20 protein-coding genes are annotated in these 22409 nt (G+C 52.1%); 4 read left to right on the top strand and 16 right to left on the bottom strand.

Translation table 11 applies throughout. From position 1 onward, the window contains the following. Positions 1–270: hypothetical protein (locus ACODTZ_RS35490; protein ID WP_489031926.1), on the top strand; the 270-nt coding region annotated here is incomplete at its 5' end. 150 nt (positions 271–420) lie between these two features. Here the strand turns inward: ACODTZ_RS35490 and ACODTZ_RS35485 are convergent. The 13 genes from ACODTZ_RS35485 to ACODTZ_RS35425 form a co-directional block, all read right to left on the bottom strand. Next, complete coding sequence (locus ACODTZ_RS35485; protein WP_489031924.1) at positions 421–1362, bottom strand: NAD-dependent epimerase/dehydratase family protein; 942 nt, start codon at positions 1360–1362, stop codon at positions 421–423. Between the two features lie 759 nt (positions 1363–2121). After that, complete coding sequence (locus ACODTZ_RS35480) at positions 2122–2904, bottom strand: glycosyltransferase family 2 protein (RefSeq protein WP_489031922.1); 783 nt, start codon at positions 2902–2904, stop codon at positions 2122–2124. Then, positions 2901–4079 (bottom strand): glycosyltransferase family 4 protein, encoded by a 1179-nt coding sequence (locus tag ACODTZ_RS35475; RefSeq protein ID WP_489031920.1) that lies wholly within the window; start codon positions 4077–4079, stop codon positions 2901–2903. Before ACODTZ_RS35475 ends, ACODTZ_RS35480 begins: the two co-directional genes overlap by 4 nt. Next, the gene (locus ACODTZ_RS35470; protein ID WP_489031918.1) at positions 4079–5023 is read right to left on the bottom strand and encodes an NAD-dependent epimerase/dehydratase family protein; all 945 of its coding nucleotides are present in this window, start codon (positions 5021–5023) and stop codon (positions 4079–4081) included. Before ACODTZ_RS35470 ends, ACODTZ_RS35475 begins: the two co-directional genes overlap by 1 nt. Before the next feature lies 1 nt (position 5024). Further along, on the bottom strand, positions 5025–5867 hold the full coding sequence (locus ACODTZ_RS35465) for a class I SAM-dependent methyltransferase (protein WP_489031916.1): 843 nt from the start codon (positions 5865–5867) through the stop codon (positions 5025–5027). Next, positions 5857–6405, bottom strand: a complete 549-nt coding sequence (locus tag ACODTZ_RS35460) for an acyltransferase (protein WP_489031928.1) — start codon at positions 6403–6405, stop codon at positions 5857–5859. The genes ACODTZ_RS35465 and ACODTZ_RS35460 overlap by 11 nt, the downstream gene beginning before the upstream one ends. A 38-nt stretch (positions 6406–6443) precedes the next feature. Further along, on the bottom strand, positions 6444–7535 hold the full coding sequence (locus tag ACODTZ_RS35455; protein ID WP_489031914.1) for a glycosyltransferase family protein: 1092 nt from the start codon (positions 7533–7535) through the stop codon (positions 6444–6446). Further along, positions 7516–8925, bottom strand: coding sequence for a hypothetical protein (locus ACODTZ_RS35450; protein WP_489031912.1), 1410 nt, complete (start codon positions 8923–8925; stop codon positions 7516–7518). The genes ACODTZ_RS35455 and ACODTZ_RS35450 overlap by 20 nt, the downstream gene beginning before the upstream one ends. After that, positions 8922–10757 carry an asparagine synthase (glutamine-hydrolyzing) gene (gene asnB / locus ACODTZ_RS35445; protein WP_489031910.1) on the bottom strand — a complete coding sequence of 612 codons (1836 nt, stop codon included), beginning with the start codon at positions 10755–10757 and terminating at the stop codon, positions 8922–8924. The genes ACODTZ_RS35450 and asnB overlap by 4 nt, the downstream gene beginning before the upstream one ends. Before the next feature lie 2 nt (positions 10758–10759). Beyond that, positions 10760–12298: a lipopolysaccharide biosynthesis protein gene (locus ACODTZ_RS35440; RefSeq protein WP_489031908.1), complete on the bottom strand. Its 1539-nt coding sequence runs from the start codon at positions 12296–12298 to the stop codon at positions 10760–10762. Positions 12299–12302: 4 nt separating this feature from the next. Continuing rightward, positions 12303–13424: a DegT/DnrJ/EryC1/StrS family aminotransferase gene (locus ACODTZ_RS35435; RefSeq protein WP_489031906.1), complete on the bottom strand. Its 1122-nt coding sequence runs from the start codon at positions 13422–13424 to the stop codon at positions 12303–12305. Continuing rightward, positions 13424–13927 carry an acyltransferase gene (locus tag ACODTZ_RS35430; protein ID WP_489031904.1) on the bottom strand — a complete coding sequence of 168 codons (504 nt, stop codon included), beginning with the start codon at positions 13925–13927 and terminating at the stop codon, positions 13424–13426. The genes ACODTZ_RS35435 and ACODTZ_RS35430 overlap by 1 nt, the downstream gene beginning before the upstream one ends. After that, positions 13917–14981 (bottom strand): Gfo/Idh/MocA family protein, encoded by a 1065-nt coding sequence (locus tag ACODTZ_RS35425; protein WP_489031902.1) that lies wholly within the window; start codon positions 14979–14981, stop codon positions 13917–13919. The genes ACODTZ_RS35430 and ACODTZ_RS35425 overlap by 11 nt, the downstream gene beginning before the upstream one ends. A 488-nt stretch (positions 14982–15469) precedes the next feature. Between ACODTZ_RS35425 and gmd the strand changes: the two genes are divergently transcribed. Genes gmd through ACODTZ_RS35410 form a run of 3 tightly spaced genes read left to right on the top strand, consistent with a single transcriptional unit; the run spans position 15470 to position 19536 of the window. Continuing rightward, positions 15470–16612, top strand: a complete 1143-nt coding sequence (gene gmd / locus ACODTZ_RS35420; RefSeq protein WP_489031900.1) for a GDP-mannose 4,6-dehydratase — start codon at positions 15470–15472, stop codon at positions 16610–16612. A gap of 2 nt (positions 16613–16614) precedes the next feature. Continuing rightward, the gene (fcl, locus tag ACODTZ_RS35415) at positions 16615–17574 is read left to right on the top strand and encodes a GDP-L-fucose synthase (RefSeq protein ID WP_489031898.1); all 960 of its coding nucleotides are present in this window, start codon (positions 16615–16617) and stop codon (positions 17572–17574) included. Positions 17575–17619: 45 nt separating this feature from the next. Next, complete coding sequence (locus ACODTZ_RS35410; protein WP_489031896.1) at positions 17620–19536, top strand: polysaccharide biosynthesis protein; 1917 nt, start codon at positions 17620–17622, stop codon at positions 19534–19536. Positions 19537–19766: 230 nt separating this feature from the next. On the opposite strand, the gene ACODTZ_RS35405 is transcribed toward ACODTZ_RS35410, so the two are convergent. The 3 genes from ACODTZ_RS35405 to ACODTZ_RS35395 all read right to left on the bottom strand — a co-directional run. Beyond that, positions 19767–20828, bottom strand: a complete 1062-nt coding sequence (locus ACODTZ_RS35405; RefSeq protein ID WP_489031894.1) for a hypothetical protein — start codon at positions 20826–20828, stop codon at positions 19767–19769. Positions 20829–21075: 247 nt separating this feature from the next. Then, positions 21076–21483, bottom strand: a complete 408-nt coding sequence (locus tag ACODTZ_RS35400) for a hypothetical protein (RefSeq protein WP_489031892.1) — start codon at positions 21481–21483, stop codon at positions 21076–21078. A gap of 208 nt (positions 21484–21691) precedes the next feature. Next, positions 21692–22409: hypothetical protein (locus ACODTZ_RS35395; RefSeq protein ID WP_489031890.1), on the bottom strand; the 718-nt coding region annotated here is incomplete at its 5' end.

Genomic DNA, 22409 nt, shown 5'->3' with positions numbered 1-22409 from the left:
CGGCCTATAGCATCCATCTCTCCACACCCGAAAATGCGTTCGCCGGACGCTCACCCGAGACCTGAGGTCGCCGTTGCAATTATCTTCATTATGCACTGCGGCGTAGCGATGATATCGTCGTCAATTGGCTACGACTACTCACTTTATTTTCTCTTAGGAGCAGCAAGCGTTTCCTCTATTCCGTACGCTGCTGGGCGTGAAAAGACAGGCACCGGTGGAAGCTTGCACGCGTTAGCTACCAATGATGACTGTTCTGTGAGAACACGTTGAAGCCCGCATTTGCGATGGTGGCTTCTGACTACCAGTCCCAATGGTAGAGAGCAGACGGTATGTTCTTAGGTGAAAGCCGCTCACCCACGTTGTGTATCTTTGTAAGCTCTGAATTGGGCGCGGCAACACGGCTATTTCAAAAGATTTCTCTCATCGGATGACTTGGTTCATCTCCAACTGAGCAATAGTTGAAACAGCATCGATCTCCAATTCACGCCGCAACAACGCGCTGTCCACCTGATGAGAGCCGAGTAATTTATCAATCTCTTTGCCCCTGCCAAGCGCTGACGCCGTTAGACGCAAGATGATTTCTGGAAATGGGAAAAGCATGGCCGGTTTGCCTATAGAAATGGCGAGCGACTTCATCAACTGAGTGGTAGTTATGTCCTCACCATCTGAGACAAGATAGGTTCGACCGGCAGCTGCGGGTCGAATCGACGCTTGGAAAATGATCCTTCCAAAATTCACGACGTTAAGAAGGCTTCTTTTACTAGCGACTCTCCCAAACGGAAGGGGAACGCCTTGTTTCAGCATCCTGACCAATCGGTCAAGGTTCCCAGGGTTGCCTGGACCGTAAATAAGCGTAGGCCGTAAGATGGTCAGTTCCATCTCACTTCCGTCACACAGCGCTGAAATAGCCAATTCGGCTTTCAGTTTGCTTTTTGCATAAGCACTTACCGGAGCCGGAGCGTCAGCCTCGGTGAAAGGCCTCGTCGAAAAATCGCCCATCACACCCGCCGAACTGACAAATATGAAACGCCTGATGCCGCACTTTATCGCAGCTTGTGCCAGTTCGACACTCGCATCACAATTAATTCGTTCGAACTTGAAGTCATCGTCTCTAGCGTCAGATTTATGGGCTCTAGCAGCAAGATGAACAACAATACTGCATTCGCTACAGTATCTCACCCAATCGGAAACCTCGGCAATATCACCAGCCGGGATATACTCAACTAATGGAGAAGAAGGTTGTGAAGTATTTTGGATGTCTCGGACTAGTGCGCGAACGGACCACCCTTGATTTATAAACTCTTCGACAGCCACGCGGCCGACAAAGCCTGCCGCGCCGGTAATTAGTACTCTCTTGTTCACAATCACCGCATCCTGAGTTTCTATATTTCGATAGTGTGCCATCTAAGAGGAAAACAGAGGAACAAAGGCAAGGCATCACGTACATTGGCTATAGGGTATCTAGTTTTTTGGAACGAGATTCTTCTTCGCTGTCCGCTAATTTCATGGACCGCAGCAGCGTTATGAAACCGTAGAAACTCCAAACATAATAGCAGACGATCGCTATTAATGCAGCGCCGGCCGAAAATGAGAGAGTTTCTATCAAGGGCGCGGATCTGGCAAAAAAGATAGCAAAGAGCGCGCATCCGAAAGCCACGCCCACAAATCGCCGAGGCAGAGATAGCATTATAAGATCCTTAGGTATTCAATGTGAATTCTGTCACCTTCTCGTTGAACCTTTGGGTCTCCGCGAAAAAAATGATTTGCCACGGTCATCGTGTCCTTCAACAACTCGGCAATAAAACGTATCGCACCAATGATATCTTGCTCTGCAGAATTTACCATAAGTTGTTTCGAGCTCAAAACCAAAAGCAGACCGGCGTGGTGCCATGGAAGCATCGCTGATGGTCGGAGATCATGCCGCCTGAGCACAGGTCACCGATGCACGCAAGAACGTCGGCTAGCCACGCCCGCATCGCTCACATCCCGTTTGCCAGGTTGACCAATACTTCCATGAAGTGGATGCAAGCGGCCTGACCAGCGACCTTCGACGTATGCTTACGGCCTTCCAAACTATGTGCAATAAATTGCTTTTCGAACAAAGCCTCGACGGCCTGCGCTTTAGCGTGTGACCAGCTTTTCAGCCCTTGGTCTTCTGAGAAACTGCATCGCTCGGGATACGAATTTATGCGCAAGGAAGCTTACTACTGACATCTTCTTCGCATCGCTTGCGTTGATGAAGCGTACGATCTCTCCATTCTGGCGAATGATATTGCCGATGCTTTTGTTTGAAGCTCCTCCGGTTCGCATTTTTATAATAGTTTTTGGAATATGGATCGATTTAACGCCTTCGACTTCCAACAGACGGAACATGATTTCGGTATCTGCTGCGATTTTATAGTCGAGGTTGAAGCCGCCATATTGCTCGTAGACCTTCCGGCGAACAAAAAAGGTAGGGTGAGGTGGGCACCAGCCTCTTCTGAACGAGCCCTTCACAAAATCGGAAGACTGCCAGTAACGGACGATTGAGGAAGGATTATTCCTCCTTACGTAGAGAAGGTCGCCGTAGCACGCGTCGACGTCTGACGCAGTAAAGGCCTTAGCTATGCTCTCCAACGAGTCTGGCGAAGCATAAAAATCGTCAGCGTTCAGGAAACCCACAACATCACCTGTTGCAAGCGCGATTCCCTTGTTCATCGCGTCATAAATTCCCCGGTCCGGTTCGGAGAGGAATTTGGCTAAATGAGCTCCATGCTCTTTCACGACTGCTATAGTGCCATCCTTCGAGGCACCGTCGACCACAATATGCTCAATGTCCTTGTAGTCCTGCACTGAGACCGAGCGAAGTGTATCTGCTATGGTTTCTGCCGCGTTAAACGACACCGTAATGATTGTAATCTTCATGAGCCGAGATTCTGTTTAACACAAAGTGAGAGGAGCTTGGCGAAGGTCTGTGCGAAGTCGCGCGCGCGATCTTGGCCGATCGATTGAGCCCGCTGCAAAGAGATGCGACGTTGTTGATCGCTCTCAGGCATAAAGCTGTCCAGACAGTCCGCAAGCGAGAGCGGCGAATGACGGTCGAAATAGATTGCGTCCGATCCCATTTGTTCTTTATGCACTTCCAGATCCGATAAAATCATCGGCGTCCCAAGGAGCCGCGCTTCTTCGACCACCGTGCTCCAGCCCTCGAACAATGATGGGTTTATAAGTGCGACAGACGACTGCATAAGTGCCCCAATATGGTCGTATGGTATAAGTCCCAAGAGTCGAAAATTTTCCTCAAGGCCTAGTTCTGCAATGCGATTGCAAAGGCTGTGAAAATGACCGGGCGATCTGGGATCTGTTTGGTTGCCAGAAGCGGCGATCGTGATTTGCCGCCCTCGATTCCGCAAAAGGGCAAGAGCTTCGATGACAAGCCGGTGGTTTTTGTGAGACCAGAATTGGTTTGGAAGAAAGAAAAATGGTGTGTCGAGATTATAGCTTCGTGCTACATCGCAAGCCATTTCGAACGACATCGCGGGCTTAGGAAGCGTTGCAAAGCTTACAATGAAGGCACGGTTACGCGTTGCAGGATAGAACTGCTTGCAATCTCGCAAGGCATCAGCACTGCTCAGCATAATTGTACGCTTGCCTAGTATCTGCGCGCGGAATCCAATCTCCCGTTTTAGCCACGCGCCTCTGGAAAAGAGCTGCGGAAGCTTGCGATGCTGGAAGTCTGGGATCCAGGCGATTGCCGGAATTTTGAGCCTCCAGCCGTAAAACTGGGCTGCTTCGAAGAGCACGTCTATCCGATTTCGTTCAAAAATAAGGCCAGCGTTGCTGTCACGGCCCGTCAGCAGTGCTTTTATCAGAGCCGCTCTACGGTGCGTGCCGTGGCTGAACCAAGCCGCCTTGACTATTTCCAAATTGGGAATGCCAACAAACGGCTGCAACTCCTCTTCCGAGATATCGGTTCCTACAAATAGTACGGATGTAACTGAGCCGTCCCCATAATGTCCCAAAACGGCAAGCAAATTAACCAGGTAGTTGCGCCCACCCGTCCATTTGGCGCCGCCAACTAGCATAAAACCGACGCGCATCAACCTTCCCGCCCACTCTGGCGATACCACCGAATATAATCAGATAGCCCAATAGCCAAAGGATGCATCGATTGGAATCCGAGTTCCGTTAGTGATGCATTCTCAGCAATCAGACTGAAAGGATCGCCAGGCCGCGCCTGCCCACTGAAACGCACCTGTGGCTTGCTCTTTCCGCTAAACCAACAATTAGTCATCAGATCAGCGATTTGACTTACCGACGTTCCAATCCCCGTCCCTATGTTAACGATAGGGGCGGCGCTGGTTGCGATTTTGCATAGGCTGGCCAGTCCGCGCGCAACGTCGGCGACATGGGTCCAGTCTCGCAATTCATTGCCGGTGCCACCCAAGTCGATTTCTGCGGTCTCTTTCTCCATTTTTGCACACAGATCCCACAGCAACTGCTTTCGTAGCCCCGGCCCATACACGGAAAAGAGCCTCGCAATCGCAACGTTTAGGCCATAGTCCGAGGCGTATGCACTCACCATTTCTTCCATCAGGCGCTTATGTCGTCCATAAGGCGAGTAGGGCTTCAGAGCCGCGGTTTCGCTGATCCGGTCAGCGTGGCCCGCGCCGTATACGGCTGCGCTCGAAGCAACGACCAGTTTTGCGGAAGGCAGATGTTGCCGCATCCAATCCAGCAACTCTGCTGTCGAGACGACAGTACGGTAAAAATCCTCGCGGGGATTTTGCACTGCCGCGCCAACGGACGAGCCGCCAGCGAGGTGGAACACGACGTCAACTTCGCCGACCTCGCGCTTTAGTAACTCTAGATTGCTTGAGCCGATCTCGCCGTTGATCCACGCCTTGACGCCCCAGCGCTCAGATTCGCTTGTGGGCCATACGCCATGACCCAGGCCGCTGACATAAAAGCCATCCTTTGCAAGCTGGGCGGATAGGTGGCGTCCGATGAAGCCATGCGCACCGGTAACAAGCACACGCCCCATGTCAGACCTTGTCTGCAATGAATGAGTAGAGTCTGCCGGGTCGATTGTCTATTTTGCGTAGCAACATTTTTGCGAGTCCCCAGACCGCTGGATTTCGGAGCGCAATCGAAAAGACAGTCGCTCCAACTGGAATCCTTCCGGCGATCTCCTCGCGGGCTTCTTTCAGCGTGCGTGGTGCAATGTTTATTGCGCTATCGAAAGGTCCGACACTATGTACCAGCTTGAAATCCGCCAGGCGAATGGCTCGCTCGTACTCCGCGAGTAAGAAAGCGTTTTCTCCACCGTAAAGTTTGTGCAATGGATGCTGCAAGAGGAAGGCATCGAGATCTTCCTTTCTGCTAAGAACATGCTCCCTTGCGGCAATCAATCGCCCGCCGGGCTTGAGCACGCGATAAAATTCTCGGCAAGCGGCAGCTAGATCTGTCGTGTGATGGAGGACAGCACGCGCGAAAACAACATCAAATTGATTGTCAGCATAGGGTAGCTTTTCGGAAAACTCTTCTGTTACGCTGATCTCGAACGCGGATTCGCGCGCCAAGGCTCGAATGGCCGCCGCGCCAACGATGGGGCTTGGGTCTGGCTCAAGCGCAGTCACCGAAAATCCCTCGCGCGACAAGGCGTAGCTTGCAATACCACGTCCGGCACCAACATCCAGTGCGCTACCTCCTCCGGTAGGTAGGAAAGATCGAATACTTTGCCATTCCTCACCGCTATAATAGCGTTCTGCCGCGTCTTTCAATGGATCATCATAGTAGCAATCCAGCACTAGCTGTTCTTGATCCGGCTGTGACCGGAGCCACTGGACGGCTTGCTCCCAGGTCTGACCGCCTATCTTATCTGCCAACTGGAGCCTCCGCTTCAGGTTTTAATGATCGTACAACGCGTGCCGGGTTTCCTGCGACCAACGAATATGGTGGCACGTCCTTGGTAACTACACTGCCGGCTGCGACAACTGAATGCGCTCCAATCCGTACTCCTTTAAGTATGGATGCGCCGAAGCCAATCCATACCTTCTCCTCGATGTGAACCGGTCGTATCTTTACGTGGTCCCAGTTTTTCCTGTTTGCATGCCAGTCGATAACATCGGTGCTCCGCTGGGTCCAATCCAAAGCATGAGAATCATGGTCGACAATTGTCACGCCCCACGAAATTATTGCGTCAGCATCGATTTTGATTGACGTATGGCATACAAGCAGGCTCGCTCCAATAAAGCATCGATCACCGACGTCAATCTGGCCGTGTGGTGAATCGAAAGCGATCCGACAATTTAAGATGGAACGGTCACCGACGCGGACCGTGCCGCCGCGCGAACTGAGCAACGCGCTCCACCGTATCTTCGTTGAGTGGCCGATGCTGATGTTTGTGCGCCGCCGCACAAACATCCCTATCGCTTCGTTTAGCACTGAAGACATAACAGCCATCAGATTGCGCCTACTATGTTCTGAAAGCGAGCCCATTGTTGCTGCTTGCTATACTGCTGCCGCATCATTTGATAGCCATCTGAGGCGATTGCACTAGCGACTTGGCCGCGTTCAAGCAACGCTCGCAACTTAAGTATCAGGTCATCGAGTGAAACATAGCTCACCATCGTCTCATTGTCCGCCAAGCCTTCGGGATATCGTCCGGCATCGCTGACCAAAAGCGCGCCACAGCCCATCGCTTCGAAGCAGCGCATATTGCCGCGGTCCTCGCCGGCCATATCGATCGCACCATTCAACACGATTTTGGCGCTGGAGATTGCATTGTAGAGATTTCGGCCGAAAATAGGTTCTTCGCTCACGTTCCGAATGGCGCTTGGGCGCCGGTGTTGTGCAAGTGGCGGAAAAACACCAACGGGACTCTCTGCCAGGCGAGTCATCCTAGACCGCTCAAGATGATAGCAAACCTTGTACTGGCCTGCCAGCTCTGCGACCCCTTCTAAGATCTGAGCACGCTTACGATGGTGCCGAGTGTATCCGCCCACGAACAATATATCGATCGGGCGGTTAGCCCTTGTTGCGTAACTGTCCATTAGTGGGTCATGAGCCGGGGCAAAATATTCCGCGGCCCATCCCGCTTGTCGATAGCTTTCCAGAATGCTCGGGAAGTTGTTAAGCACGCGATCATAAGCGGAGAAATCCGCGCCCGGCGACGGCGCTGCCCGCCATGCCAAACTGTGTCGTACACTACCGGGGAGTCGCCGGATGAAATCGCTCCCATATCTCATTGGATCAAGATTGTAGAAGACCTCGGTCCGATGCTCCTCAATCTGCGAAAGCAGGATGTCAGCAAATGAAATCTTCCTTGGTAGTCCATGGTCTTCTGCCCAAGCCCGTTGCAGAACCTCATCATCACCATTGGTCACAAATGCCGAATGGTCGCCTCCCAAAACAGGTAGCAGATAATGAAGAGCGTTGTATCGATCCTCCAAATAGAGACTGCGTCTTTCCGAGAAAGTCTGTTTGGTCCCATGCCGCTCGTCGAATTGACGGCGGTACGCAGGGTAAAGGCCGCTATTCTGAAAGATTCGCATTATCTTTTCCAAGAGGTTTAATTGAGCTAGCAGTTTGTGGGCATTGAACCTTACTATAGGCCCATACCAAAGGTAAAATGAGCGCTAATCCACCAGTCAGACATGCAGTGAAAAGCGATGTATTCAATGCAATGAAAATACCGTAGTAACCGGTAACTAGCGCTGCGATGGAGATTGGCGCCTTGCCAATCCGTGTGACAATAAGGACGTCGATGTATCGTAGAGTAGCCCCGAAAATTATCGAGAATGCTATTACACCAAACCATCTGAACTCTGCCCACGCGTCAGCGATAAACATTGCGTTGGTGGTTGATCCGCCTACACCTCTTATGCTTTCAGCAACTCGGTAATATGATTCCGGAATTTTCTCGAATCCTGCTAGCGCTGCGATAAACTTGTTGTCTATCCCAAGCGTGTGCGGCAATCGATGAGGAAATACTAAGAAGTATTCCATCAAGCTCTCATTGGGAATCATGAAAACTCGATAGAATAAAAATGCAATTGCGGATTGGACCCTAGCTATATCGCTATTTGCGACGAAAACCATTGTGATCATGCTACTTAGACCAAGTAGGACAATGCCTCCGATTATCATCCAATTGGGCTTGAGTGTTCGATTGACGATTGACGCGACCGCCAATTGCATTGCGAACACAAGCGGTGGTGCCTTGCTTAGATAAGCCATTTTCCCAAACAATATCAAAATCGCCAAGAATACTGATGCGATATATAATATGACTCCGCGCCCTTTTGATTGATATATTAAGTATATGGAGATGAACGTTCCCACGCTGGATAAAAATAGAGCCACAAAATACGGAAATCCTCCACTAGAAATTCGCCATTTTATTTTTTCAATTTCACTGGCTTTTGAAAAAAAATACTGAAAAACGATGTCAGGCTTATCATAATAAACATAGACTGCGATCAACGCGACGCAGACCAGAGTGGTAGCAATAAGTTGGGCCGGGATTAACGAGGGTGACGGATAGGGGAGATACTGACGTCTCCATGTTGCCAAACGCTTTTCATATGCACTGATAGTGACTCTAGTGCTGAGATCAACTGCCCATATGCCAATCACGCATCCAACTAAAAGAATGGCAAGAGCCAGATCAAGGCTTTGTAGAGCAGGAACTGTAAACGGATCGCCCGATAGCTTTTCGTAGTAGCTGTCTACAAGTGAGCTGTAGCCATTCGTATCTGAGTACCACTGACGTATCGAACTGTCATTGTGAATCCATTGACGGCTGTAAATGAAGTAGAATGGCCCGTGTATTAGGATTATTAGCCCCAAAGCTACAGAGGATAGACTCAGATTCACTCCGATGCGAAAAATATAGAAAGCGAAAGTCGCCGCTAAAGCAATTGAGAGTATCAATCCGCTCATGCCTGACTCATGGTCCATTTGAGATTTAAATAGGGCCAGAGTCTTCCGACATTTTCCCAATTCCAAGACTTTGTTGCCGTTAGGCTCTGGACCGCCAACCGCAACGCTGGTTCGTCAACTATCTCGGCAAATGCCGGAACGTTGCGGTTTAGAAGATCCGCGGTCCATCCGGCAAGCGAGTTGTTCAACCATTCCGGCATCGGCGAATTGAAACCCACCTTCCGTTTTCCCATCCGGATTTGTTCCGGCATTCGGTCTTTCATCGACCGCCTTGCTATCAGCTTGGAATATCCATCAGCGCTCTTAGCGGCGTCCGGGAGGTTCATTGCATATGTTGCTAACCGCCAGTCCATGAACGGCATGCGAACTTCAACTCCGTGGGCCATCGAGAGGCGGTCAAAGTTGCGAAGGATGGTTGGCAGCACTGTGCCATGAAACATCTTATAAAGGCGCCGGTTTAGGTTGCCCCAGTGTTCGGGAAATTCGTCATCGTCTCCGACGAGAGCAAAAGAGGGGGGGAGGTCGCGGAGTTTTCCGCGCAGAAACAATTGACCTTTTTGCCTCAAGACAGCAGCCCGCATGAGCTCAACGTATCGCGATGAACCAGTGTGCAAAGACGTGAGCCCGCCAACCAAGTTTCTTAAGTGAAAGGCTAACGCCTGTCCTCCTTGACGGTAGCCACCCATAAGTTCATCGGCCCCGTGACCATCCAGCGATACTAGGACACGATCACTTCGAAGTTTTTCATAGGTTTTCCAAACGGCCGTTGGAAGGCTGATGTACGGATCGTCCAGATCACTCATAATCTGCTCAATCTGATGTAAGCTGTCATTTTGCGCCACATCAATAATTGTTGGCGATACTCCTGCCCAACGCGCAGCGAGTTCGGCTTCGGGCCGTTCGTCGTTAGACATGCCGGGAAAACTTGCAACAAACGCATGGCGCCATGAATCCGCGCCGCGTTCTGGCGCTCCATCCCGCTCGATTGCCGACATTGCACAAAGCACCGCAGTGGAATCAAATCCGCCTGACAGGCATGTTCCTATGGTAACGTCACTACGCATTCGCAGAGAAACCGCATCACGAAACAAATCATGGAACCGTTCAACCTGTTCGTCGTCACTCGCAGGGATATCGGGGAGATGGTCGACGCTACGCCACCAGCGCTTGATCGTAATAGCGCCCCCGCGCAGCCACATATAATGTCCTGCCTGCAGCCGATTTATGTTGCCGTATAGCGTATGTTCGCTTCCCTCGATTCCAAATGGTTCGATCAGAAATCGACGAGCTGCTTGAAGATTCGGGCTACTATTAACCAGGCCGCACTTTAATAATGCTCGAGTTTCAGATGCAAAAACGAAAAATTTCGATGTGATGGAATAGAGCAGAGGTTTAATGCCGAAGCGATCACGTGCAAGGAATAAAGCCCGCTCCTGGGTATCGTAAATAGCGAGTGACCACATCCCGTTGAAACGAAGTAACATTCTCTCTCGCCATTCGCACCACGCGGCGACTATTACTTCGGTGTCGGATTCGGTTTTAAAGCGATAGCCTATCGCTTCCAACTCGTGTCGAAGCTCCAAAAAATTGTACACTTCGCCATTGTATACAATTACATACCGCTGATCATTTGATGGCATAGGCTGATGCCCGCCTTGAGTCGTATCCAAGATAGCTAGTCGCCTATGGCCCAGGCCTGCCTCGCCGTCTTTTGAGAACCAGGATCCTTCCCCATCTGGACCGCGGTGAGCTATGAGCTCAAGCATCTTCGCGAGGTGACGGCTCTCGACCTTTTCGCTCGACTGTGAGATCACTCCTGCAATACCACACATGATTATCTCCTCAGTCGTGACATTAGATAGGCCGCAATGCGGTTTAGATCCCCTATGCAGGTTCTGCGATAGGGGCCAATGCTAGCTGTTATGATGATGGATCCGGCGATAGCAACTGCACTAACGGCATACAGTAACCCCAATCTCCACCAGGCGGCTGCGTTAAGATAGTTGGCGGAGCCCGCATACATTAGCGACGCTATAAGCGCGCCCGTAAGAATGGGAGAGACTATGAAATGAAATGTCTTTGAAGACAGATCCGGAACGCTGAAACTTCTTCGTATCAGTAGCATGACCAAAATCAGCTGCGCTATCATTCCAACTAGCGTGCTTAATCCAGCCGCCTTCCACCCCAAAAATGGAATCAACGCAATACTCGCCAGTCCTACTGATGCTGCAGTTGTCAATGATATCAATGCGTTATAACGAGACTGGCCTTTTCCCAACAGGAAAAACATGAAAACGTTGGTTCCACAGCCTAATATGCCGGCGAAGGACAAAATAATCAGAGTGCGGTAGGTTTCAGAAGCCAAACTTGCGTTCGTCCAAAGCGTCAGCAAAGGTTCCGCGACAGGAACCATCGCGCCCAAAGAAGCCGTCGCGACAAGCGTCAACAGCCACGATGCCCTAAACATCATATCCGAATGCTCTACGGTGCTGTCTTCACCAATGGAACTAAAAAGCGGGAAAAGAACCTCACCCAACTTAAGCACCCCAATGTATACCGCTTCCTCCAAGCGTTGCGCTACGTTGTAGAATCCTACGTACTGCGCCCCAAGATATGCCCCCAAGAGATATCTGTCGGCTTGCCCCGCCACGAGGCCGCCTACCTGCGCAGATGCTTGCCAAGAGCCAAAGCTGGCTATCTGGAGAAGTGGGCCCCTGTGGATCCAAGGCGCCCGCAGTTGTTGCGGAAATTTTTTCATGGCCATAGCCAACGCCAATATAAAGCCGGATGCGAACCCAATGGACTGGCAAGCCAAGAATGTGGACGCTACAGGCCTGGTGGGGACTGCCACAAAGATGCAAAACGTGGCTGTAAGCGTTGTCAGCATGTTGACTTGCGCGAGGCTTCTAAAATCTTGCCTTGCAGCAAAGGGGGCCTGGAATGTCACTGACAAGCATTGGAACATCCAGCCGGTGCCTCCGATAGTGAACAATACCACAAGATCGCCGCTGCTCGTAGACAACATATGAAAAGCTCTCACTGCAAGGTGTGGAGCCAAGGCAACAAGCAATCCGCAGGCCAGTGCGCCACCCAACAAAGCAAGTGCCAACGCTGTTGCAAAGACATTTGCAGAAGCTTCTTGACTATCTTTGGAGAGAGATTGCGCTAACTCCCGCGTCGTGACTTGATAGAGCGTATTGCTAAACACCATCGCTGGCGCCACGCAGGCCATGATCAATCCTGCCAGGCCGAACTCCGAAATTCCGATATGCCTAATGACAAACGGGAGGCTTATCAAATTCAGACCTACACCCACCAGGAATGCTGCGCCGTTCCAAGTGGAATTGCCGATAAGACGCGCGACGGTGCTCATCGCTTCATTTGTCTGAGTTTTTGGAGCAAAATGCCCGAATTTGGGTGGCAACCATTTGCTGGGCCGCTTCCTGCATCTCAGGGTAGATCGGCAACGAGAGAATTCGGCTCTGGTTACTCCAGGCATTTGGGAAATCATCCGGCTGATGACCCAATCGAGCATATGCTGGGAGGAATGGAAGCGCGACGGGATAGTTGATAACGGTCTGAACGCCGTTATCCGCCAGCATGCGGGCCAGTTCGTCGCGCTTTTCGTGACGGATCACATAGAGGTGGTAAACATGCTCACGACCGTCAGCTTCCACTGGTGTCTGTATCGCTCCAATGGACCCAAGCAGATCATCGTAGTGTGCTGCCTTTTCACGCCGACTTTCGGTCCATTTGGGAAGATAACGAAGCTTGACCGAAAGAATCGCGGCTTGCAGCCCGTCGAGGCGACTGTTGATGCCTTCGATTTGATGGTCGCCCTTAGTGAGTCCGCCATGTCTAGCGAACATTGCCATACGGTTGGCCAATGCGCCGTCGTTCGAAACCACGGCGCCGGCATCGCCCATCGCTCCTAGGTTCTTTCCCGGATAGAATGAGAAGGTTGCGGCTTCGCCAAATGTGCCGACGTAGCGCCCTTTGTAGCGCGCGAGATGGGCCTGCGCGCAATCCTCGATGACCCACAGATTATGCTTTTTGGCAATCGCCATAATGGCGTCCATATCCGCGGGTTGGCCATACAGATGAACAGGAATTATGCCGACTGTTCGAGGGGTGATCTTTGCCTCGATCTGACTGGCATCGATATTGAAGCTATCCTTGTCCGTGTCGCAAAATACGACGTTGGCGCCTGTTTGACTGATCGTTTCCGAGGTGGCAATCCACGAATGCGCAGTTGTGATCACCTCATCGCCGGGCTTCACCCCCAGTGCATGCATTGCGATGTATATGGCGTCTGTCCCATTGGCGCAGGAGACACAGTGTTTAATACCAAGCGCTTCAGCGAACTCCGCCTCGAATTTTTCCACGAAGGGGCCGCGAATGAATGCAGACGACTTGATTACACTTGCGATCGCGTCATCGATTTCCGGTTTGATGCTCTGATACTGTGCATGGAGGTCTGCAAAGGGGACCTGGGACATTATCTTATCTCGTTCGACGTTGAGTGATCTGACGTAATTGCCCGCAAGAAGCGTGCGGGCGTGCCGGCATATATTCCCGGTTTCGTGATTGGCTTTACAACGATGGCTCCGGCTCCGATTACAACGTCGTCGCAAATGTCCACCGGCATTATTGTGGCATTGGAGCCGATCGAAACCCGGTCTCCAATCGTCGTAGAGCGCCAAAGCTCTTTGCGCCCGCGCGCAGGTCCGCCATTCGAGAAGGTATCATTGACGAACATGACGCCGTGACCAATGAAACAATTGCTTCCGATCGAGACCAGTTCACAGATAAAGCTATGCGATTGAACCCTGGTGCCGGTGCCTATCGTTACGTCCTTCTGGATCTCGACGTAGGGACCAATAAAGCAGTTGTCGCCGATAGTGCACCCATAAAGGTTTGTCGGCTGCGCGACTTTCACATCCTTGCCGAAGGTCACATCGCGAATGCCAGTTTCGAGAAGCACTGGACGGTTATCGTTCACTGCGAACTCCCAGTTTGCAGTGCTTTGGAGAGAAGCGAAGCTGAACTTCCTTGCCTGTTTCGATCGATTCATAGATGGCTGAAATCAGTTCAATGCTGCGACGTCCTTCAAGGCCGTCCACGAGCTGCTTTCCGCCATCCTTCAAGCAATCGACCACATGCTCGTAATAGGCTTGATGTCCGAAGCCGTAGACGTTCGGCGGGTTTACAGAGTATTTCTCCATAACGTTTTCGTCGCCTTCGTTCGTTTCCGAAAAAGCCCACGTCTTCATTTTGTTTACGGCAAACCCGCCGATTTCGACAGTTCCCTTTTCGCCAAGGATCGAGATCGAACCTTCGAGGTCCTTGGGACGAGTTGCCGTCGTAGCTTCAATGCAGCCGAGCGCGCCGTTTCGAAATTTGAGCACTGCGATCGCAGTGTCTTCAGTCTCGATGTTCGCAAGCGCTGTGGCACTTCTGGCGAAAACGGATTCGACGTCCCCCATCATCCATTCCAGAAGGTCAACGTGGTGGCTGGCCTGGTTGGTCAGCACGCCACCATCGAACTCCCAAGTGCCTCGCCAAGAATCTTGATCGTAATATGCCTGTGGACGGCACCAGCGTACCCGAACGGTTCCCATTACCAGCTTACCGAAACGTCGCTGCTCGACGGCTTCCCGTAGTTTGATGACAGGTACGTTGAAGCGGTTTTGCTTAACGACGAATAGCCGGCAGCCGTGATTGTCGCAGGCGGCGATCATCGCGTCCGCGTCATCCAGCGTCAGCGCCATTGGCTTTTCAACGACGATATGCTTGCCGTACGGAGCAAGGCGCAAAACATGTTCGCAATGAAGGCCGCTAGGCGTCAGCACCGACACCACGTCCGGAGCGGCCTCTGTCATCATCTGATCCATGTCGGTGAACCACGGCACATCATGCTTTTCGCCAAATGCGCGCGCCTTCTCGGGGTCGATGTCGCAGACGGCAACAAGTCGCGCGCCTGCAACCGGGCCGGTGAGGAGTTCGCCATGGCGCACGGCAATTCGGCCACAGCCAACCAGCGCAAACTTGTACATTCGTTTCTCCCCTATCCATGTAAGGCTGTTGCATCGCATGCGTGTCGCACGCGACGCTCAATTTTGCAATTCTGAAGTGCCTCGCTGAGCCCGCAAGTCAAACGCTATGCATATTGAATTTGACGGGGTCAAGGCGATTGAACTCCTGCATGGAGTAATACATGCTACCAGTCGATTGCTTTCTTGTCTTTCCAGTGATGGCCTAGTAGGGGATCGGATCCGACGTAAGGCCTCTTCGCCGCTTGCTCCACTGCCAGCTGCGGCATCGAAAGAACTGGCGCCAGAGCCATGCTAAGCGTGATAGCGCGTGTTTTGCGAGTTTCGAAGACCGCAAGCGACGGCCATCCAGGCGACGACGGCTTGGTATCCAGCGGCATAAGGGTTGTGTGGCATTGACAGGGCTTGCTGTACAATTGAGCGTTGCCCTGCGCGGTATTGTGGCATAGTGGGTGACGAGTTTCGCGGTGACGAGATGCAGAGGACAGCTGATGAGTGAACACGTCAAGAGCAACGGCAAGACTGCGCTGATAACCGGGGTGACCGGTCAGGATGGATCTTACCTGGCTGAGCTACTTCTATCGAAGGGCTACGAGGTTCACGGTATCAAGCGGCGTGCGTCCATGTTCAATACACATCGCATTGATCATATCTACGAGGATCCCCACCTCAAGGGCGCACGTCTCAAACTGCATTATGGCGATCTGTCAGACACCTCCAATCTCACACGGATTATCCGAGATATCGAGCCTGATGAGGTCTACAACCTTGGAGCACAGTCTCACGTGGCTGTATCCTTCGAGGCGCCGGAATATACGGCCGACGTTGATGCTATAGGTACGCTGCGGCTTCTTGAAGCCATCCGCTTTCTAGGGCTTGAGAAGAAGTCGCGCTTTTATCAGGCTTCGACTTCTGAGCTCTACGGCCTCGTTCAGGAGACACCCCAGCGTGAATCGACACCCTTTTATCCCCGCTCACCCTATGCGGTGGCGAAGCTCTATGCCTACTGGATAACAGTGAATTATCGCGAAGCTTACGGGATGTACGCTTGCAACGGCATACTTTTCAATCATGAATCTCCCCGGCGCGGAGAGACTTTCGTAACACGCAAGATCACACGGGGCCTTGCCAACATCGCGCTCGGTCTGGAGAGCTGCCTGTTCATGGGTAATATCGATAGTCTGCGCGACTGGGGACACGCAAAGGACTACGTCCGCATGCAGTGGATGATGCTTCAGCAAGAGAGGCCGGAAGATTTCGTGATTTCCACTGGCCTGCAGTACTCGGTGCGTGAATTTATACAGTGGACAGCAAACGAGCTCGGACTGGCGCTTGAGTTTTCGGGCAACGGTGTCGACGAGATAGCAAAGGTCGCAGCGATAACCAGCGATATGGCCCCGGCGGTTTCGGTCGGCGATGTCGTGATGCGGATTGATCCGCGATATTTCCGTCCGGCGGAAGTCGATACCCTGCTTGGCAGCTCCGAAAAAGCGAAGGAAAAGCTCGGATGGGTGCCCGAGATAACTGCTCAGGAGATGTGCGCCGAGATGGTGGCAGAGGATCACCGTGCAGCACGACGCCACGCTTTGCTAAAGCAGCATGGTCTTGAGCTTCCTGTAAGCTTGGAGGGCTGAAGATGGTTTACGACCTTGCCGGCAAAAGGGTCTATATAGCTGGTCACCGCGGCATGGTTGGCTCTGCGATAGTCCGGCGACTTGCGTCTGAGCACTGCGATGTCCTGACAGCTACGCGTGCCGAGGTTGATCTCACTCGCCAGGACCAAGTTGAGGCCTGGATGGAGGAAAATCGGCCGGATGCTATTTTCTTGGCTGCTGCGAAGGTCGGCGGCATCCTCGCAAATGACACCTATCCAGCAGATTTTCTTTACGAAAACTTAATTCTCGAAGCCAATCTCATCCACGCGGCACACAAGATCGGCGTCGAAAAGCTGTTGTTCCTTGGCTCATCCTGTATCTACCCGAAATTTGCCGATCAGCCGATCGTCGAGGAAGCGTTGCTTACAGGCTCACTTGAGCCAACAAATGAATGGTATGCTATCGCCAAAATAGCTGGCATCAAGCTCTGTCAGGCTTATCGACGCCAGCATGGGGACGATTTCATTGCTGCGATGCCAACCAATCTCTATGGCCCCGGCGACAACTTTGACCTCACTTCGAGTCATGTTATGCCGGCCCTCCTTCGCAAGGCCCATGAAGCCAAGATCGCTGGTGCTTCCGAGTTTACTATTTGGGGCACAGGTTCGCCAAAACGTGAGTTTTTACATGTTGATGACTGTGCCGATGCCTGCGTTCATTTAATGAAGAATTACTCGGCCGAAACGCATGTTAATGTCGGGTCCGGCGAAGATGTGAGCATCCTTGAGCTTGCCCAACTCGTATCCCAGATAGTTGGTTTTGACGGCAAGATCAGCCACGACCTAACTAAGCCCGACGGTACACCACGCAAGCTCATGAGCGCCGACAAGCTCCAGGGTCTTGGCTGGATGCCAAAGATCACTCTCGACAGAGGCGTTGCCGCTACTTATGAGGCCTTTGTAGCTGGAGAGTATCAGGAGCGAACGCTGAAGGCAGGTTGAGTTATCTGCAATCGTATTTTTCGAATGCTAGGGTTGGCAAGCACGATGGTTGATAACTACGTTCAGCAGGTTCTCGCCTTGCCTCGGCCAACGAAGCGGGTCATTGCGCTGCTTTTCGACACCTGCCTGTGCATCCTGACCGTCTGGATCGCGTTCTGTTTTCGCTTCAATGAGTGGTATGAATTGACGGGCATCCAGTTCTGGACAATCCCGGTATCGCTCGTCATCGCGTTGCCGCTGTTCATCACTTTCGGCCTCTACCGCGCCATTTTCCGTTTCATGGGCTGGGCAGCTTTTTCGACGGTCATCAAATGCGTGCTGATCTACGGCGCCGTCTACATGGTGATCTTTACGGTCATCAGCGTGCCGACCATACCCAGAACCGTCGGCATCCTGCAGCCGATGCTGCTCCTGCTGGCAGTTGGCCTGTCGCGCTTCGTGGCGCGTTTTTTCCTCTACGACGCATATAGCGAAATTCTCGGCAAGGCCGCGCCGATCCGCACTCTGGTCTACGGCGCCGGCACGCAGGGACGGCAGCTGGTAAGTGCCTTGGGGCATTCGGCTGAGTTCAAGGTCGTCGGCTTTCTTGACGATGATCGCAGCCTGAAGGGGTTGTCGCTCAACAGCGTGAAGATCTACAGCCCCGACAATATCGAGAAGGTCTGCGCGGATCTCGAGGTCAAGACCGTTCTTCTCGCCCTTCCGCAGATCGATCGCAGCCGGCGCAACGCGATACTCGAACGCTTGCGCTCGGCGAAGGTTGCTGTTCGCACGGTACCCGATATTAGCGCCCTGGCAACCGGCCAGGCGCAGCTCACCGATCTGCAGGACCTGGATGTCGAGGACCTTTTGGGCCGCACGGCAGTCATGCCGAATACCGCGTTGCTGGAGCAGAACGTCCGCGATCGCATCGTGCTCGTCACCGGTGCGGCCGGCTCGATCGGCAGTCAGTTGTGCCGCGAGATCGCCAAGCTGCGTCCCAAGGCGCTTCTGCTGCTGGATCAGGACGAGTTCGGCATATATTCGCTGCAGGGCGAACTGGCGGGTGAGGATAAAGAGCCGCCGTTTCCCATCGTGCCGCTGCTTGCCGATGTCTGCGACGAACACCGCATCAACACGATCATACAGACCTGGAGGCCCGCCACCGTCTATCATGCCGCGGCCTACAAGCATGTGCCACTGGTCGAACAGAATCCCGCCGAAGGCGTCAAGACCAATGTCTTCGGGACTCTCACAGTCACTAAGGCTGCCCTGGCTGCCGGTGTCGAGCGCATGATCCTCGTCAGCACCGACAAGGCGGTTCGCCCGACTAATGTGATGGGCGCCACCAAGCGGCTGGCCGAGATGATCCTGCAGGCGATCGCCGAACAACGTGGAAACACGACCTTCTCCATGGTGCGCTTCGGCAACGTGCTTGGGTCTTCCGGCTCCGTCGTGCCGCTTTTTCGCCAGCAGATTAGCCGGGGTGGTCCCATCACGCTCACGCATAAGGATATTACGCGCTTCTTCATGACTGTGCCGGAAGCAGCGCAGCTTGTCATTCAGGCTGGCGCGATGGCATCTGGTGGCGATGTCTACCTTCTCGACATGGGCGAGCCAGTCAAGATCATCGACCTCGCGCGCCGCATGGTCGAACTGTCCGGCCTAACAGTCCAGGACGAACAAAACCCGCGCGGCGATATCAGCATTGTGACCACAGGCCTGCGGCCGGGTGAGAAGCTTTATGAAGAGCTTCTAATAAACGACAATCCCGAAATGACGGACCATCCAAAAATCCGCCGCGCACGCGAGCAGTTCCTCAACTGGCCGTGTCTGTCGGCTGAGCTTGACGCACTCGCTAAGCTAGCTCGCGATGGCGATGCAAGGCGTCTAAAGGCGGCATTGAGCGATCTGGTGCCGGGATACAGCCCCATGGAGGGGGTCGTCGATCTTGTCGCGCTCAGGCGGGAAATATCGCAATGACGATGTTCGTCTTGCGAGAAGGCGGTGAGCTGGTAGGGTTGTGAGGTCATAGCCACTACTTCCTGGCGCCGTGTCTCCCGCCCAATCGCACTCTCGTCCTCAAGCACCCTCAATCGTTTGGCCTCCGACACGTCCATGCCGCGCTATTTGGCCTTCCAGTAAATTCGTCCTCGTTGGGCGGACTCCAATCCATTTTTGCGGAAATTCCCAGTCACAGTTTACCGCCGCGCTTAAGCCGACGCCGATCGAGATGGCCCAATACGGAGGCTGTCCCAGAAAATTCGTGCGTCATCGGCGTGAGGCGACGGCATTCGGTGAGTTAGGCTGAGGCGCCATGTGGGCAAATTCTTGATACCAATCCGCTCCAATTCGCCGAGAATTTCATCTCGAAGTTCCTCTGGGACTTCTCGGTTTCGGGCAAGTCGCATGGAGCCGATCTTAAAGCCGGCAGGGGCATCGTTGAACAGTTCAATTACCACTTCCGGTCTGCCTTGCCACAGGCAAAAATACCGTTCGCCATTTGCGACTTGGAACACTAGGTCGTCCAGGCAATTCCGAAAGCGACGAGAGGCGTTCTTCATTTCGTCAGCGGTCTTCAAGAAGACAATTTTCGCGGAGTCATTGACGGGAGGTGCGGGAAGTTGGACATCGCCTATCAATGTCAGGTCAATATCAAGAGGGGCGTCAAAAAACACGGCGTCTGACTGATAAACATTCTCTATAGCCTGGGCATAGTCCTTTGCGAGGCGGTGGATATGCTGCTTCACTGAACCCTCTGAAATTCCGATCGATCTCAACAGATCTATGTGTGCGTTCAAGATCATCGCGGAGTCAGCGTCCTGGATGAACGTAAGCACAGGTGTGTCCAGTGCGATCGGGTCGACGGTGCTCACGACCTCGAATGAACCGCTTGCTAGGATATGAGCTTTCTGGAGAGCCTCCATCTGCTCATTTGGAGGGCTAGAAGCCAGATAGTCGGCTAGGGCTTGGTAATATTCTTGATCCCGAACGCGATCTGTATGTTTGCTAAGAAGCCGCACGGCAGTCGCCGTAAGGCCTAACGTTCGGATGATTTCAATCCCTTTTGCGAAGCGAACGACGGCTGCGAAGGCCCCAATATCCATCGCACCGACATATGAACCTGCGCTATCGAAATGTGTTGCAAGCGCAAGAGCTGTAATCTGTCTCCGCCGTCCCACTACTGCGTCCCAATCATACGTGAACCCTGGAGAAATGGATTCTAGGAGATCTGTCGGCTTATCTGTCCACGGCGGCAAAACGGCAGAATTCATGCGCGACCTCTAATATGTTAAGGATCCGCCACAGTAACATTTTTTCATCTAGGAGTCGAATCATGTATAATCGAATTTGATACTTATACTATATTAAAACAAAGATGGAAATTGGTAATTTTTTTAAATGCAATTCTTAATGATGCCCAAATTCCAAATAAAAAATACAATTCTAGTTTAGAATATATGTTGGGATCATCAATTATTTTAGATCGGGCTGCACACCCGGAGGAATTCATAAAAGATGCTAGCTGAGACGCCTTGCCCGAAAAATTCCGTCGAAAATTTCGCAATGGTCGGCGGAAAAAAGCAAGAAATTGAAACTTTTTCCGTCGCTGGTCACGCCACTGTCGTGTTCAACAAAAAAATTTGTGATTTTGGCTACATACGCATCGCTCTCGAAGGCTTGCAGCGTCAGAAATCCGGCTCTTCGGTGCGTCGCTTGATAGGAATCTTCGGAGAAATTTGTGTAACCAAGCTGGATGGCTGAATTTTCTGTCAGTCCCGGTACGGCTGTGCCGGATAGAAGTTGTAAAAAGTGGATCAGCATCGCCGCCATGTCAAAATCCTCGTCGGCGTAGACGTCAATGGATAGACTGATGTAGTTGCCTTCGGCCGCGTTTGGGTCGCGCGCGGTGAGTATGGGGGTGGTCATTTCGTTATTCTGAATGTGAGTCATAGTTTTCCTTCTTTTGAGATGATGGTTGTGCGGAGGCGCGTAGGCCGGCCAAACGATGAACGGGTTTTTATATTCTGGGGCAGGTTTGGCAGTAGCGTTATAGTGTCCGTGGGCAGGCCCTAGTGTTCGCCAGCTTCAACATTTCGGCATAACGGTTGCTTCTACAAAGCTCGCGAACGTTTATTTACAATGGCTTGCGTTCTAAGAATTTATTGAATGGAAACTTTCTGTCATGTGGTGATGGATGGATTTCGAACAGGTTGCGATCGAAATCCGATCCTGACAGTTTAACTAAGCTTTTAAGGGAGTACTTAAGGATTAAATCACCCGGTTCATTTATATCCACGGGTAGGAAGCTGACTGAATCGACCCCGTTTACAGGGTTTCGTTTCACCCAGTAGCCCTTCCCATCTTTGACTTCCCAGTTGTGGATTTTCTTGAAGAACTCCAGTTTTTTTGGGTGAATTAACGCAATCCCGTGCAGGTGCGGAATGGAGACCGATCCGACAATACGGGGTCCTCTGCCGTATTCTGTGTCAAAAGCTGAGATGATGTAGGGTCTAAATTTAGACCCCCTTCCACAAGGGGACGTAAGGACACCTGATAGCTTGTTGTAGTATTTTTCAAATAGAGAATATACTAATAATTGGGCTTCGCCTATTTCCATCATTTCATTTCTTCTGACGTGAAAAGTCATGAAGAACGTGTGGTTTTTCATATCGTAATCGGGATCATCCACACATGTTTGTGATTTGATCCACTGGAAATCATACTCAGATTTTTGTTCTATGAGGTTCCGTGTCCAGCTTTCATAAACAGAAGATTCTGGTTTTGGTTTTTTAATATGTTGAATAGCCCCGAGTTTCGTAGACACCCTCGGGTTACGTTTTCTGCTGCCTTTC

The organism is Rhizobium sp. FG113 (assembly GCF_057809895.1).
Note: the sequence above shows the minus strand (reverse complement) of the source record. Positions and strands in the feature narration are given on the sequence as shown.

Coding starts and splice junctions, on each gene's coding strand:
- ACODTZ_RS35480 (WP_489031922.1), bottom strand. CDS start 2,904: ATGAAGATTACAATCATTACGGTGTCGTTTAACGCGGCAGAAACCATA.
- ACODTZ_RS35475 (WP_489031920.1), bottom strand. CDS start 4,079: ATGCGCGTCGGTTTTATGCTAGTTGGCGGCGCCAAATGGACGGGTGGG.
- ACODTZ_RS35470 (WP_489031918.1), bottom strand. CDS start 5,023: ATGGGGCGTGTGCTTGTTACCGGTGCGCATGGCTTCATCGGACGCCAC.
- ACODTZ_RS35460 (WP_489031928.1), bottom strand. CDS start 6,405: ATGTTTGTGCGGCGGCGCACAAACATCAGCATCGGCCACTCAACGAAG.
- ACODTZ_RS35455 (WP_489031914.1), bottom strand. CDS start 7,535: ATGCGAATCTTTCAGAATAGCGGCCTTTACCCTGCGTACCGCCGTCAA.
- ACODTZ_RS35450 (WP_489031912.1), bottom strand. CDS start 8,925: ATGAGCGGATTGATACTCTCAATTGCTTTAGCGGCGACTTTCGCTTTC.
- asnB (WP_489031910.1), bottom strand. CDS start 10,757: ATGTGTGGTATTGCAGGAGTGATCTCACAGTCGAGCGAAAAGGTCGAG.
- ACODTZ_RS35440 (WP_489031908.1), bottom strand. CDS start 12,298: ATGAGCACCGTCGCGCGTCTTATCGGCAATTCCACTTGGAACGGCGCA.
- ACODTZ_RS35435 (WP_489031906.1), bottom strand. CDS start 13,424: ATGTCCCAGGTCCCCTTTGCAGACCTCCATGCACAGTATCAGAGCATC.
- ACODTZ_RS35425 (WP_489031902.1), bottom strand. CDS start 14,981: ATGTACAAGTTTGCGCTGGTTGGCTGTGGCCGAATTGCCGTGCGCCAT.
- gmd (WP_489031900.1), top strand. CDS start 15,470: ATGAGTGAACACGTCAAGAGCAACGGCAAGACTGCGCTGATAACCGGG.
- fcl (WP_489031898.1), top strand. CDS start 16,615: ATGGTTTACGACCTTGCCGGCAAAAGGGTCTATATAGCTGGTCACCGC.
- ACODTZ_RS35410 (WP_489031896.1), top strand. CDS start 17,620: ATGGTTGATAACTACGTTCAGCAGGTTCTCGCCTTGCCTCGGCCAACG.
- ACODTZ_RS35405 (WP_489031894.1), bottom strand. CDS start 20,828: ATGAATTCTGCCGTTTTGCCGCCGTGGACAGATAAGCCGACAGATCTC.
- ACODTZ_RS35400 (WP_489031892.1), bottom strand. CDS start 21,483: ATGACCACCCCCATACTCACCGCGCGCGACCCAAACGCGGCCGAAGGC.